Origin of the sequence: Stappia stellulata, from assembly GCF_020176715.1 — a bacterium.
In the GTDB taxonomy this organism is placed as follows: domain Bacteria; phylum Pseudomonadota; class Alphaproteobacteria; order Rhizobiales; family Stappiaceae; genus Stappia.
In genome coordinates, this window is record NZ_JAIVMF010000001.1 from 598072 (window position 1) to 612587 (window position 14516).

Genomic DNA, 14516 nt, shown 5'->3' on the forward strand with positions numbered 1-14516 from the left:
GTTTGCCAGCACACGCCCCCGCGCGTTCCGCCTCACTTATACGGGTCGGCGGCATCACGCAAACCGTCGCCGAGGAAATTGAACGCAAGAACGACGATGATGATGGGGACAACCGGCGCCATCAGCCACGGATAGACCACAACGACCGAGATATCCTGCGCCTCGTTGAGCAGCACGCCCCAGGACACCGCCGGGCGCCGCAGCCCGAGATTGAGGTAGGAGAGCGCCGTCTCGCCCAGGATCATCGCCGGAATCGATAGCGAGGCGGAGGCGATGATGTGGCTGGTGAAACCCGGCAGCAGATGTTTGCGGATCACGCGCGAGGGGGTGGCGCCCATCAGTGTCGCGGCGCGGGCATATTCCTCCTCGCGCAGCGCGAGCAGCTTCGATCTCACCGCGCGTGCAAGCCCCGGCCAGTCGAGCAGCCCGAGGATCACGGTGATGCCGAGATAGATCCACACCGGCGACCAGGTGACGGGAAGTGCTGCGGACAACGCCATCCACAGGGGAAGCTCCGGCAGCGAGCGCAGGATCTCGATCACGCGCTGGACCAGGCTGTCGATGATGCCGCCGAAGAAGCCGGCGATCCCGCCGAAGAACAGGCCGAGCACGATGGAGATGGTCACGCCGACCAGACCGACGGTGAGCGACAGGCGCGCGCCGTAGACCAGCCCGGAAAAAACGTCGCGGCCCAGCCTGTCCGTGCCGAGCAGGAAGAGCGTGCCGCCTTCCGCCGGACAGAACAGGCGGAAACTGCCATCGATCAGGCCCCAGAACTTGTACTGCGACCCGAAACAGAAAAACCGGATCGGCTGCACGTCGGTCCGGTCTTCGGTGAAGACCCAGCGCACCGTTTCCAGATCGACGCTTGCCTCCAGTCCATAGACGAAGGGACCGACAAACCGGCCTTCATGGAAGAGATGGACGGCCTGCGGCGGCGAATAGAGGTGATCGTTCGCGCGTTCGTTCGCCGTATAGGGCGCGATCAGCTCAGCAAAGGGCACGGCCAGATAGAACAGGATCAGGATCGCGCCCGACCATACGGCCAGCTTGTGGCGGCGGAACTTCCACCACATGATTTTCCACTGCGAGGCCTGGTAGTAGCGCTCCTGCTCCGGCGTGAGCGTCTCGGCCGCGGTCGGGTTGAACGGCTCGGGGTTCACATAGTGATCCCGATCCAGCGGATCGCCTCCCTGCACGGTCATGACGGCGCCTTTCCGCCCAGGCGGATGCGCGGGTCGAGCACGGCGAGCAGCAGGTCGGACACCAGCATGCCAAACAGCGTCAAGATCGCCACGAAGAGCAGAACGAAGCCGGAGAGGAACTGGTCCTGCGATTGCAGCGCATTGAGCAGGACCGGCCCGACGGTCGGCAGGTTCAGCACCACCGACACGATCACCGACCCCGACACCAGCGAGGGGATCAGGTTGCCGATGTCGGCGATGAAGGGGTTGAGCGCCATGCGCAGCGGATACTTGAGCAAGAGCCGGGCCTCGCGCATGCCCTTGGCGCGCGCGGTCGTGACATATTGCTTGTGCAGCTCGTCGAGCAGGTTGGCCCGCAGCCGGCGGATCATCGCGGCGGTACCGGCGGTCCCGATCACGATCGTCGGCACGATCAGATGCGCCAGGATCGACAGCGCCTTGGCAACGCTCCAGGGCTCGCCGATGTATTGCGGGTCCATCAATCCGCCGATCGACAGGCCGAACCATCGGTTGGAGAAATACAGCAGGATCAGACCGAGGAGGAAGTTCGGCGTGGCAAGGCCGATGTAGCCGACCAGGGTAAAGCCGTAGTCGCCCCAGGAGTACTGCCGCGTGGCCGAGTAGATGCCGATCGGAAAGGAGACGACATAGACGAAGAGGATGGTCGCCGTGTTCAGCACGATGGTAAGCGGCAGCGTCGGGCCGACGACCTCCGCCACCGGCTTGTCGTATTCGAAGGACCAGCCCCAGTTGCCCTGGATCAGCCCGTCGAAGCCGTGCGGTCCGGGCCACAGCCCGACCCAGATCAGATAGCGTTCAAGGAACGGGCGGTCGAGCGCGAACTCGCTGCGCATGAACTCCAGCTTGGCGATCGACGCGCTCTCTCCCGCAGCCCTCAGGGCCGCGATCTGATTGGAGATATAGTCCCCCGCCGGCAACTCGATGATGATGAAGGTCAGCAACGAGATAACCAGCAGCGTCGGGATCATCGTCAGGATCCGGCGCAGCACATAGAAGGCCATCAGGCGACCTCCTGCAGGGGAATCGTCATGTTGCGTGTCAAACCCGTCATTTCACGAAGAACTCATCCATGCGGTGAATGCCGAAATGCGCACCCGGGTCCCACCCGTAGATGCCTTCCTTCGGCACATTTCCGAGGTTTTTCACGACCACCGGCTGACGCACCTCGGACACCAGCCCGATATGGATCGTTTCCTCGGCGTGAATCTCCAGGATCTCGTGCCAGATGCGCTCGCGCTCCGCCCTGGAGGTCGAGACGAGCCAGGAGTCATAGAGTTCGATCAGGCGCACAGCCGGCGGCCAATCGGGCTTTTCACCGGTAAGGCCGTCGGTCTCGTAATAGTCGCCCCACCGCGCCCAGGACAGGAAATCGCCACGAACCGGCACGAAGTCCTCCGGCGGCATCTCGGAGGTGGGAATGCCGTTTTCGAAGCCGGACCAGACCGACATCACCAAAAGCCCCGAAAGCGCGCGCTCGCGCATGATGTCGCGCTGGCTCGGCTTGGCGAACAGGCGCACGCCGATGCCGCGCCACGTCTCGCTGACAAGCTCCAGCGCATCGAGCTGTTCCTGGCTTTCCCCGGACGCCTCGATGATGATCTCCAGCGGCCGGCCGTCCGGCAAGAGCCGGGTGCCGTCGCTGCGGCGCTCGGTCAGCCCCATCTCGTCAAGAAGCGCATTGGCCTTGTCCGGGTCGTAGGAGGCATAGGCCTCGTGATAGTGCGACTTGTACAGCGGGCTCTTGGACAGGACCGTATCGTTTCCGGGCTTTCCGAAGCCCAGGTACAACACCTTGTTGATCATGTCGCGGTCGATCCCGAGCGACAGGGCGCGCCGGAAGCGGGTATCGCGCAGCACCTTGCGCCAGACCGGGTCGGCAACCGTCAGGTTCGGCAGGATCGAAATCTCCGATCCCTTGGAGATCGGCCAGAGATAGGTCTTGAACTTTCCGGACTTCTCGCCCTGCTTCAGGATCGTGATGTCGGAAAAGCCGATGTTGCGCGCCTGAAGGTCAGACTCACCCGCCTGCGTCTTGGCGGGAATGATCTTTCCGTCGGCGACGGTCATGATCACCCGGTCGATGTAGGGCAACTGGTTTCCAGCCGTATCGACCCGGTGATAATAGGGGTTTCGCTCCAGGACGAAACGCCGCTCGCCATCGTCCGTCAGCCTGAGCCAAGGCTGCAGGCTCGGCAGATCCGGGTTCCTGGCGTCATACATGTCGTCCATCTTGTTGAACAACGACGCCCAGTTGCGCAGCTTGCGCGCGGCGGCAAGCTCGGCGATCTCGTCCATGTCGCCGTATTTGGCGTGGAACTGCTTGAGATAATGCGCAGGCCGGTAGATGAACGGCGGACGCGACTTGGCCAGTTCCGGGGCAAAAAGCGGATTGGGCGCGTCCCAGGCGAACCGCACGGTCGTCTCGTCGATCACCTCGAACACAGGCGGCTTTCCGCCGGCCAGCATGAAGGCGGGAAGACCGGCCGGCTGCAGTTCCTGGTTCAACGCGATGTCTTCGTACCAGAAGCGGATATCCTCGCTCGTGAAGGGCGCGCCGTCCGACCACTTGTGCCCTTTACGCAGATGCAGCGTGAAGCGGCGATCATCCTCCGACACCAGATCCTTGAGGAGATCGGGAACGAGAACGAGGTCCTCGGTGTATCCGACGAGGCGCGCGTAGCCCCAGACGTTGATCAGGCGGACGTCCTTCGAGCGGCCGATCAGGGTGTTGATCTCTCCCCCCGACGTGCCGATCTCGCGCCCGGTCGCCTCAAGGTCGACCACGAGAGGTTCGGCCGGCACCCGCTCCGCCACCGGCGGCAGGTCCTTGCCGACACGCTCCGCCAGTCCGGGGGTTTCCTTCAGGTCAAGGGCCGAAGCGGCTGTGCCGAGGGCCGTGAACGTCAGCAGTGCGATTGACACGATGGTCGAGGAAAGCCTCAAGCCCAGGCTCATGATACAGCCTCCTTGACGGATGAAAGGGGGGCGTTGCCGGCAAGGCCGGGTGCGCAGACAAAATGGCCCGGCTCCGTTTCGACAAGCGTCGGCGCCATGCCGTCGGTCAGTCGATAGGGGTGCGGCCAGGCATCGGGCTCCGACGCGCGTCCCGCGTCGAGCCTGGCGAAATCGAGCGGCGCGTCGAGATCCGGCTCGGGGACCGAATCGAGCAAGGCGCGCGTGTAGGGATGCAGCGGATTTTCGATCAGCTCGCGGGTCGGCGCGACTTCCACGACCCGTCCGCGGCACATCACGGCGATGCGGTCCGCGATATAGTCGACGACAGCCAGGTTGTGGCTGACGAACAGATAGGTCAGGCCGAGTTCCCGCTTCAGGTCCTTCAGCAGGTTGAGGATCTGCGCCTGGACGGACACATCGAGCGCGGAGGTCGGCTCGTCGCAGAGGATGAATTCCGGATTGAGCGCGAGCGCGCGCGCGATGCCGATGCGCTGGCGCTGTCCGCCGGAGAAGGAATGCGGGTAGCGGCGCAGGAAGCGGGCGTCGAGACCGACCAGCCGCATCAATTCACGCACGCGTTCGGCGCGCTCCTCAGGCGTTCCGACCTTGTGGATGACCAGCGGCTCGGACAACAGGTCGTTGACCGTCATGCGCGGGTTGAGCGAGGAAAACGGATCCTGGAAGATCAACTGGACCCGCTTGCGGTAATCGAGAAGATCAGCGCCAGAGAGTTTGGAGACATCCACCGGCCCGGCGCCGGCATCGTAGCGGATCTCGCCCTCGTCGATCTCGATCGCCCGCAGGATCGCCTTGGCGGTCGTCGTCTTGCCGGACCCGGATTCGCCGACAAGCCCGAGGCATTCGCCGCGATTGACCGTGAGGTTGATGTCGTCGAGCGCCAGCAGCGCGTGGGATTTTCCGCCGAACATCCCGGCCTTGCGGGTCACGAAGCGTTTGGTCACGCCGGCGAGCGAAACGAGCGGCGTGCCCGGCGTGGCCGCACGGGTGCGCCCGCTCTTCAAGAACCCTTCCGCGTGCGGCTCGATGGGCCGGATGGGAACCAGCCGCTCTCCCGGCTCCATCCCGAACCGCGGCACCGCATTGAGCAGCGCCTTGAGATAGGCATGCTGCGGATTGCCGAAGAGCTGGGCGGCACTGCCCTGCTCCATCACCCGCCCGTGGTAAACGACGACGACCTCGTCGGCCATGTTGGCGACCACGCCGAAATCATGGGTGATCAGCAACATCGACATCTTCAGGGTTTCCTGGACGTCCTTCATCAACTTCAGGATTTCCGCCTGAATGGTGACGTCCAGGGCCGTTGTCGGTTCGTCGGCGATCAGGAGTGCGGGATGGCAGATCATCGCCATGGCGATCATCGCGCGCTGGCGCAAGCCGCCCGACAACTCGAAGGGATAGGCATCCAGGCCGCGCACGGGATCGGGAAAGCGGACCAGGCTCAGCATTTCGCGGGTGAGTTCACGCGCTTCCGCCGGCCCGGCGCCGCGATGAAGTTGGGCTGCCTCGCCAATCTGGTCGCCAATCGTATGCAGCGGCGACAGCGAGGTCATCGGCTCCTGGAAGATGATGGCGATCCGGTTGCCGCGGATGGCGCGCAAGGTCGCCCCCTTGCGATCGAGCTGCGCGATATCGACCGGCGCCCCATCGGTCGCCGGATCCCGGAACAGGACGCGCCCGCCGGTGACATGCGCCTTTTCCGGCAAAAGACCCATGATGGTCTGCGACACGACGGTCTTTCCGGACCCTGATTCGCCAACAAGCGCGACGGTCCGGTTTTCCGGCACGGAAAAGGACACTCCGTTCACCGCGCGGGCGCGTCCTTCCGGGGTCACAAAATCGACGCTCAGATCGTCGACCGTCAGCACATCCACGTAAACCGCCCTCCTCCCGGCGAAATCGCATTGGCGCGAGGAACGGACTACCGCTTGCAAAAAGCGTCCTGTCGGCTCCCCAGCCTCACCGACACAGTGTCACGGCGACTTTAAAGACAAGTGATGAAAATCACAAAAGAATGTCTTGCGATTGACGGTGCATTTCATTCACCGGCAAGGCCGATGGGCGCCGGCTCTGCAACAGCATCCGGCGCTGCGGTCTCGTCAATGCGCCACACTGTGACCGCTCCGCTGCGACCACGCAACTGGTAGGCGCCAAGCGATGCGGCGCCCACCGGCCCGATCCGCGAAACGGTCTCCTCGCTCGCAAGAATCACCACCTCCGCATTGGGCGCCACGTCCCGGCCAAGGGTCTGCAGGCGCTCGCACAGGTTTACCGCATCTCCCACGACCGTATAGTTCCAGCGATCGAGCGCCCCGACGTTGCCGACGACCGCCCGACCGCTGTGGATGCCGATACGCAGCCGGATCGGCTTGCCGCCAGCCTCGACGGCTTGCGCGTTTGCCAGCTTCACCTTCTGTGAAATGGAGAGGCAGGCGCGGGTCGCGGCCAGGGCGTGATCGTCGCGCGCGTCCGGCGCGCCCCAGAAAGCGAGCATGCCGTCGCCGACGAATTTGTCCACCGTTCCGCCCTCGGCCTCCACGGCCGCGACCAGCAGAGCGAAATGGTCGTTCAAGAGCTGCGCGGTTTCCGGTGCCGTGAGATGCTCCGAAACCGAGGTGAAGCCGACGATGTCGGTGAAGATGCACGTCAGGTCGCGCTCCTGGGCAACGGCAGCGCTGTCGACACCGAGGCGCATCAGCTTGCGAAACAGGCTGCGCGGCACATAGGTGTTCATCGCCTTCAGGCCGATCACCATCGCGTTGAACGCCTGATAGACCTGATCGAGCTCCTTGATCCGGCTTCTCGGCAAGGGAGCGACCTGGTCGAAGTCGAGTGCGCCGACATGTTCCGCGCGCCTAGCGATTTCCGACAGCGGCCGCGCCGCCCGGCGCACGAGAAGAATCGACAGCCCCAGCGCAATCACAATCGACACCAGCCCGACCACGGCAGACCCGAACAGGCGCCGCACCTCGCGCGAGATGCTGGATGCCTCGTAATACTGGCCCACCGTCCACACACCGGGACCGTAGCCGGCGATGGTTTTGGTCATGGACAGATAGTTGGGCCCGTCCTCAGGCGTTTCCAGATCACGCACATCGACGCCGGCGGCGCTCGCGCGGCGGAAATTGTCGAGGCGCGGGCTTGTCCTGAGGCGTTGAAGGGCGACATCGCCAAGTTCCTCGATCGTCGCCGGCAACATCGCCGGCCGGCCGTCGATCTGCGGAAGACGTTCCAGGTCCGAATGCGCAATGACCTCGTCGCCATCGGCAATGATGAAAACGGTCGCGAAGGGACCGTCGTCGAGCTGGCGCACCGTGTTTCCGATCTCCTCGGTCGAGACGGCGGCCGTGAGATAGCCGGACAGTTGTCCCTCTTGCACGAGCGGCACGGTGACATTCGCATAAAGCGCACCGTCGGACTCCATCAGCGGGCCCCAGGTCGCCGGCGCATCCATGCCGATTTCGGGAATACTGTAGCGCGATGCGACTTCCGGCACCTGCTGGCGCTGAAACGGCCAGAGCTTTCCCGTTTCCGACCGGTAGATGCCGAAGGCCTCGCCGTCGGGGCGGGAGACGACCAGAACATCAATGGCGGGATTGGCGTTGACGGCGGCGAGCAACACCGGGCGCAGCTCCGGATAGGCGGAGACGTCAAGCGGACGGTCGTCCATCTGGGTCTTCAAGCCGTTGACCGCACTTGCCGCAAGATCGAGGTGATCGCGCACCTGCCGTTCAAGAGCGCCGGTGGCCAGGACCGCCTTGTCGTTGAGGAGCGAGAAGGTGTTTTGAACGTTCGCGGTCACGGCAAGACCGAGCACGAGAAGCATGGACACGGTCAGCAGCGCGCCGAAAGCGGCGCCCACCAGAACGGTCATCGAGATCCCCCGCACGCGGGAGCGCCCATATTTTCTCAAACGCTTGATCATTCGGCGCGTCGATTCCTGCCCGTGCAGTCTTGAAAATCAGACGCACCTTACACCGGAAAGACGCACGGCGGCGACCCCGCCCGTCACGCGAGGGCAAGGGTCGGGGACGCGCATGCTCTCTCTGTACTCGCAGGCGACGGGCAGGTAAGACGGCAGATGAAACAGGAGCACCGGCGTGATCGACTACGAAGCGGAATACAACAACAGGGCGCTTGTGCCGGAGCATCCGGCGCTGATCGAGGGCTGGAAGCGGGATGCGGCCGCCTACAGGGCCGAGGCGCATTGCGATCTGGCGATCCCCTACGAGCTGTCGGAACGCACGACCTACGATCTTTTCCTGCCCGAAGACGGCATGCCCCGCGGCGGCGCCATAGCCCTCTTCCTGCATGGCGGCTACTGGCAGGCGCTTGATCGCACCTTCTTCTCCCACATGGCCCGCGGGATCGTGGCGCATGGCATTCCCTGCGCGGTGGCGAATTACACCCTGTGCCCGCAGGTCCGCGTCGGAGACATCGTCGAGGAAATCCGCCATCTGGCCGGCCACATCTGGGAACGCTACCGCAAACCGATTGTCGCCTTCGGTCATTCCGCGGGCGGGCACCTGACGGCCTCCCTGCTCGCCACAGACTGGGCGCAACGCGGCCTGCCGCTGCGCCTGGTGCCGGCGGGCCTGTCGATTTCCGGGGTCTTCGACCTGCAGCCGCTGATCGATACCTCGCTCAACGCGAATCTGCGCCTTGACCGCAAGGAAGCCATCGACGTCTCGCCGCTCGCCATGGTGGCGCCGTCCGGCACCCATCTCACTGCGGCCGTCGGCGGCGGCGAATCCAGCGAGTTCATCCGCCAGTCCCGCATCATCGCCGACATCTGGGGACGCGGCGGCGTCGACACGCGCCTCGATATTCGCGGGACAGACAACCATTTCACGGTGATCGCCCCTCTGGCCGATCCGCACAGCGATTTGACGCAGACCCTCGTCGCCATGACCAAAGCGATCTGCTGAGCGGCTGAGGAGCGACGCGGCCGACCCGCAAAACCACGATTGCCGCATGCCTCATCCCGTCGCCCGGCACCGGCCGGACACACGCGCCCGAGGATGCGAGCCGCAAGAAGGAGCCATTGATGCGCACGGAGACCCCTGCCCCGGTCCGCCTCGAGGACTATAGCCCGCCGAGCTTCCGGATCGACACTGTCGATCTCGATATCCGGCTGGCTCCGCGCGCCACAAGGGTCGCCGCGCGCCTGACGATCCGCCGTGCGGGCGATGCGCCGGCGGACGCGCCGCTCATCCTCGACGGCGACGAACTGACCCTCGTTTCGCTGGCGCTCGACGGCCAGGTGCTGGCCGCCGATCGCTACCGCGCGACCCCGTCGCGGCTTGAGATCGACAAGCTGCCCGACGGCCCGTTCCGGCTCGATATCGAAACGCGGCTCGATCCGGACGCAAACACCAAGCTGATGGGGCTTTACCGCTCGAACGGCACCTATTGCACGCAATGCGAGGCGGAAGGGTTTCGCCGGATCACCTATTTCCTCGACCGGCCGGACTGCCTCGCCGTCTACACCACCCGCATCGAGGCCCGGGCCAGCGAAGCGCCGCTCCTGCTTGGAAACGGCAATCCGGTCGAACAGGGCGAGGTGCCGGGAACGGACCGGCACTATGCGATCTGGCACGATCCGCATCCCAAGCCGAGCTATCTCTTCGCGCTTGTCGCCGGCGACCTCGCCTGCGTCAGCGACCGCTTCACGACCGCCGAAGGCCGGGACGTCGCGCTCAACATCTATGTGGAACATGGCAACGAGAACCATTGCGGATGGGCAATGGACAGTCTCAAGCGGTCGATGCGCTGGGACGAGGAGACCTTCGGGCGCTGCTACGACCTCGACGTCTTCAACATCGTCGCCGTCTCCGATTTCAACATGGGCGCGATGGAGAACAAGGGCCTCAACATCTTCAACGACAAATACGTGCTGGCCGACCCCGATACGGCAACCGATCAGGACTATGCCGGCATCGAGGCCGTGATCGCGCATGAGTATTTCCACAACTGGACCGGCAACCGCATCACCTGCCGCGACTGGTTCCAGCTATGCCTGAAGGAAGGCCTCACGGTGTTCCGCGATCAGGAGTTTTCCGCAGACATGCGGTCTCGCGCGGTCAAGCGGATCTCCGACGTGCGCCTGCTGAAGTCGCACCAGTTTCCCGAGGACGCCGGTCCGCTGGCGCATCCGGTGCGCCCGCGCCTTTATCACGAGATCAACAACTTCTACACGGCCACCGTCTACGAGAAGGGCGCGGAGGTCGTGCGCATGCTCAAGACCGTGCTGGGTGCGGCGGATTTCCGCAAGGGAATGGATCTGTTCTTCGAGCGCCACGACGGCGAGGCGACCACGATCGAGGCTTTTCTCGCCTGTTTCGCGGAGGCGAGCGGCCGCGACCTCAACCAGTTCGCGCTGTGGTACGAGCAGGCCGGAACGCCGTCCTTGCGCATCGACAGCGACTATGACGCGAATGAACAGCGCCTGACGCTCACCGTGGCGCAACACACGCCGCCGACCCCGAAGCAGAACGACAAGCCCGCCCTCCACATCCCGGTGCGGATCGGGCTCGTCGGACCGACCGGGGCGGAGCTCTCGCACGGGGCCGTGACCGGCGCGCAAACGACCGGCGACGTGGTGCATATCACCGCGCCGAAGCAGAAGGTCGTCTTCCACGACGTTGCGGACCGTCCCGTCCCCTCGCTGTTGCGCGGCTTTTCAGCCCCCGTCACCCTGAAGAGCGATCTCGGCGACACCGACCTCCTGTTCCTCGCCGCAAATGACGCGGACGCCTTCAACCGCTGGGAGGCCTTGCAGACGGTCGTCTTCAAGACCCTGATCGCGCAGACCTTCGCCGGCCCGCGCCAGCAGCCGCTCGAGATCGACCCGCGCCTGACCGCCGCCATCGAGGCGACCATGACGGACGATACTCTCGAGCCCGCCTTCCGCGCTCTGTGCCTGCAGTTGCCGGGCGAAGCGGATATCGCCCGGGAGATCGGAAGCAATGTCGATCCGGAGGCGATCCACCTCGCCCGCTCGCAGATGCGCGCCGGGCTCGCTGCCGCACTCGCACCGTCCATCAAGCGGATCTACGACGGCATGAAGGAGACGGCACCCTATGCGCCGGATGCGGCCGCTGCCGGTCGCCGTGCGCTGAAAAACGTCCTGCTCGAATATCTGGGCCATGCCCACGGCGGCGAATATGACGCCCTCGTGCGCCAGCAGTTCGACGCGGCCGACAACATGACGGACCGGCTCGCCGCCCTCACCGTCCTCGTGCACGCACGCCTTCCGGGATATGAGGACGCGCTCTCCGCCTTTGCCGACCGCCACGCGCGCACGCCGCTTGCCATGGACAAGTGGTTCATGGTGCAGGCCACGGCGCCGCGCGAGGAGACCTTGGCCGCGGTCAAGACGCTCACCGCGCATCCGGGCTTCTCGGCGGCAAACCCGAACCGCGTCCGCGCCTTGATCGGCGCCTTTGCCAGCGGGAACCAGAGCCAGTTCAACCGCGCCGACGGTGCGGGTTTCGACTTCATCGCCGACTTCGCGCTGGATCTCGACACGCGCAACCCGCAGGCCGCGGCCCGGCTGCTGTCGGCGTTCCGCTCCTGGCGGGCGCTCGAGCCCGGCCGCCGCGCCCGGGCACGGGCAACGCTTGAGTGCATGGCGCAGGCAAGCAACCTGTCGCCCGACGTGCGCGATATCGTCGACCGCTGCCTGCAATAACAGCGGGCGGCCAAAGGCCCGGAGACGGCGGACAACAAGCCTCTGCCGTCTCCACCGCCCCGGCCAAGACCAGACTCGCGATAGTTGTGTTTAAAGACCGATGCATTAACCTTTGATTAACTATATTTTTCTTGCCCAGCTCTGGACAAAATCAACGAATGCGATTCAAATAAAGTTGATTCGAACGCCTGTCGCGTTCTCGTTGCGGATACATCGAAACATCGGGAGCCATTACGATGGCGCGTGCCCTTGCAGGTTCAGCGTCCGCGCGTCGATTCGCGGAGCTGCTTCGGAAACAACGCGACGCCCAGTCGCTGACCGGACACATTCGCCTGCTGGCCCAACCGGCCTATCAGCGTCTCCTGACCGCAGAACCGTTCTTTCGCCGCGCCATTCCCGTTCTCTGCGTCGTCTTCATCGCCACGCTCGCCACCTATCGCGCCCTCACCCTGTCTTACGAGCATGAAGAGACCGACCAGCGGGCGCGCGACGACCTCACGATGATCGCAACGACCCTGGCCGCCCGCCTCGGCGCCGAGGAAGCCGACCTGCCGGAACAGGGGTTCCATACCGCACTGCAGGCGGCGCTTGCCGACAGCCTGCCGCCGCGCGCCACGAGCGACGCCCGCCGCATTCTGGTGGCCGACAAGGACGGCCGCATCGTTGCCACCGCGCCGCTGCGCTCCGACCTCGAAGGCCGCCCGCTGTCCGACCTTCTGGGCGTGGGCCAGCCGCTGACCGTGTTCGGCGCACGTGCCGGCGTACTGACGATCGCCGCCGACACGGATGACGAGGCCTATGCCACCGTGCACCATCTGGACGGACGTCTCGGCATGGTCGCGCTCATCCAGTCGAAGGACATGCTGTTTGCCGAGTGGCGCGCAGGCGTCTCGGCCAATGTCACGCTCTTCGTCGGCACCGCCACGGTGATGCTGATCCTGATCTACGCCTTCTTCGCCCAGGCAACCCGGGCCGAGCAGGCGGACCAGATCTACGCGGCGACACGCGCGCGCATCGACCTCGCGCTCAACCGCGGCCGCTGCGGCCTGTTCGACTGGGACCTGTCGCGCGGACGGATCTTCTGGTCGGCCTCGCTCTATGAAATGCTGGGCATGCCGCCGCGGGACGACATTCTCGGCTTCTCCGAGATCTCCGCCCTGACCCACCCCGACGACATCGACCTTTACGATCTCGCGGAATCGCTGCTGGAGACCGGGGAAACCACCGTCGACAAGCAGTTCCGCATGCGCCACGCCAACGGCGAATGGGTATGGCTGCGCGCCCGCGCCCAGGTGCAGAGCGAACCGGGCATCTCCGAACCGCATCTGATCGGCATCTGCATCGACGTCACCGAACAGAAGCAGCTGGCGGAGCAAAGCCGGACAGCGGACTTGCGCCTGCGCGATGCCATCGAGACGATTTCCGAGGCCTTCGTCCTGTGGGACACGGAAAACCGGATGGTGATGTGCAACTCCAACTATCAGACGCTGCACAATCTGCCGAACTCCGCCATCAAGGCCGGAACGCCCTATGCTCAGGTGATGTCGAGCGCCCGCCAGACGGTGGTCTCCGCCAGCCCGACGATCGGCAGCGACGGATCCGACCCCTCCTCTAGCTACGAGGCGCATCTCGCCGACGGGCGCTGGCTGCAGATCTCCGAGCGCCGCACCAAGGACGGCGGCTTCGTGTCGGTCGGCACCGACATCACCGCGCTGAAGCGGCACGAGGAAAAGCTGATGGAAAGCGAGCGCCGGCTGATGGCGACCGTCGCCGACCTGCGCCAGTCCCGCCAGAAGCTCGAGATCCAGGCCCAGCAGCTCGTCGAGCTTGCCGAGAAATATTCGGAAGAAAAGACCAAGGCCGAAGAGGCCAACCAGGCGAAGAGCGAATTTCTCGCCAATATTTCCCATGAGCTGCGCACGCCGCTCAATGCGATCATCGGCTTTTCGGAGATCATGGACCAAGGCATGTTCGGCCCGCTCGGATCGGACAAATACCGCGAGTATTGCAGCGATATCCACGACAGCGGCCGTTACCTGCTGAACGTCATCAACGACATTCTCGACATGTCGAAGATCGAGGCCGGCCGGCTGGAGCTGAAGTACGAGGAAATGGATTTCGGCGCCGTCGTCAGCGACGTCTCGCGGATCATCGCCTCGGCCGCCGACGAGAAGAACATCTCCGTCACCACCGAGACGGCCGACGATCTCCTGCTGAACGGCGACCGCCGGGCGATGAAGCAGGTTCTCCTGAACCTGCTGGCGAATGCCGTGAAGTTCACGCCCGATGGCGGAGCTGTCAGTCTCTCCGCCCAGCATTCGGGCAAGGGCGATATCGCGCAGATCGTCGTCGACATCCGCGACACGGGCATCGGCATCAAGCAGAGCGACATCGTGCGCCTCGCCAAGCCCTTCGTGCAGGTCGAGAACCAGTTCACCAAGACCCACAAGGGCTCGGGCCTCGGGCTGGCGATCGCCCAGTCGCTGATCAAGCTGCACGGCGGGTCGATGGCCATTCAGTCGACCGTCGGCAAGGGCACCTGCGTCACCGTGACGTTGCCGGTCCGTCGCCCGGCGACACCGCCGGTCGAGCTGCCGGCGGCCTGAATTGCGAGAGCGCGCGCG

At 64.7% G+C, this 14516-nt stretch carries 8 protein-coding genes; 3 read left to right on the forward strand and 5 right to left on the reverse strand.

Annotation, left to right across the window (positions count from 1 at the left end):
- Positions 1–32: 32 nt before the first annotated feature.
- From LC092_RS02715 to LC092_RS02735, 5 genes are all read right to left on the reverse strand, one after another.
- Complete coding sequence (locus LC092_RS02715) at positions 33–1205, reverse strand: ABC transporter permease (protein WP_224804789.1); 1173 nt, start codon at positions 1203–1205, stop codon at positions 33–35.
- On the reverse strand, positions 1202–2227 hold the full coding sequence (locus LC092_RS02720; protein ID WP_224804791.1) for an ABC transporter permease: 1026 nt from the start codon (positions 2225–2227) through the stop codon (positions 1202–1204). Before LC092_RS02720 ends, LC092_RS02715 begins: the two co-directional genes overlap by 4 nt.
- A 46-nt stretch (positions 2228–2273) precedes the next feature.
- The gene (locus LC092_RS02725) at positions 2274–4181 is read right to left on the reverse strand and encodes an ABC transporter substrate-binding protein (protein WP_224804793.1); all 1908 of its coding nucleotides are present in this window, start codon (positions 4179–4181) and stop codon (positions 2274–2276) included.
- Complete coding sequence (locus LC092_RS02730) at positions 4178–6073, reverse strand: dipeptide ABC transporter ATP-binding protein (RefSeq protein ID WP_224804794.1); 1896 nt, start codon at positions 6071–6073, stop codon at positions 4178–4180. Before LC092_RS02730 ends, LC092_RS02725 begins: the two co-directional genes overlap by 4 nt.
- Before the next feature lie 164 nt (positions 6074–6237).
- Positions 6238–8073 (reverse strand): adenylate/guanylate cyclase domain-containing protein, encoded by a 1836-nt coding sequence (locus tag LC092_RS02735; RefSeq protein WP_224804797.1) that lies wholly within the window; start codon positions 8071–8073, stop codon positions 6238–6240.
- 226 nt (positions 8074–8299) lie between these two features.
- Between LC092_RS02735 and LC092_RS02740 the strand changes: the two genes are divergently transcribed.
- The 3 genes from LC092_RS02740 to LC092_RS02750 all read left to right on the forward strand — a co-directional run bounded on the left by LC092_RS02740 (position 8300) and on the right by LC092_RS02750 (position 14498).
- Positions 8300–9127, forward strand: a complete 828-nt coding sequence (locus tag LC092_RS02740; protein ID WP_224804799.1) for an alpha/beta hydrolase — start codon at positions 8300–8302, stop codon at positions 9125–9127.
- Positions 9128–9246: 119 nt separating this feature from the next.
- Complete coding sequence (gene pepN / locus LC092_RS02745) at positions 9247–11892, forward strand: aminopeptidase N (RefSeq protein ID WP_224804801.1); 2646 nt, start codon at positions 9247–9249, stop codon at positions 11890–11892.
- 236 nt (positions 11893–12128) lie between these two features.
- Positions 12129–14498 carry a PAS domain-containing sensor histidine kinase gene (locus LC092_RS02750; RefSeq protein ID WP_224804803.1) on the forward strand — a complete coding sequence of 790 codons (2370 nt, stop codon included), beginning with the start codon at positions 12129–12131 and terminating at the stop codon, positions 14496–14498.
- Positions 14499–14516: the final 18 nt, after the last annotated feature.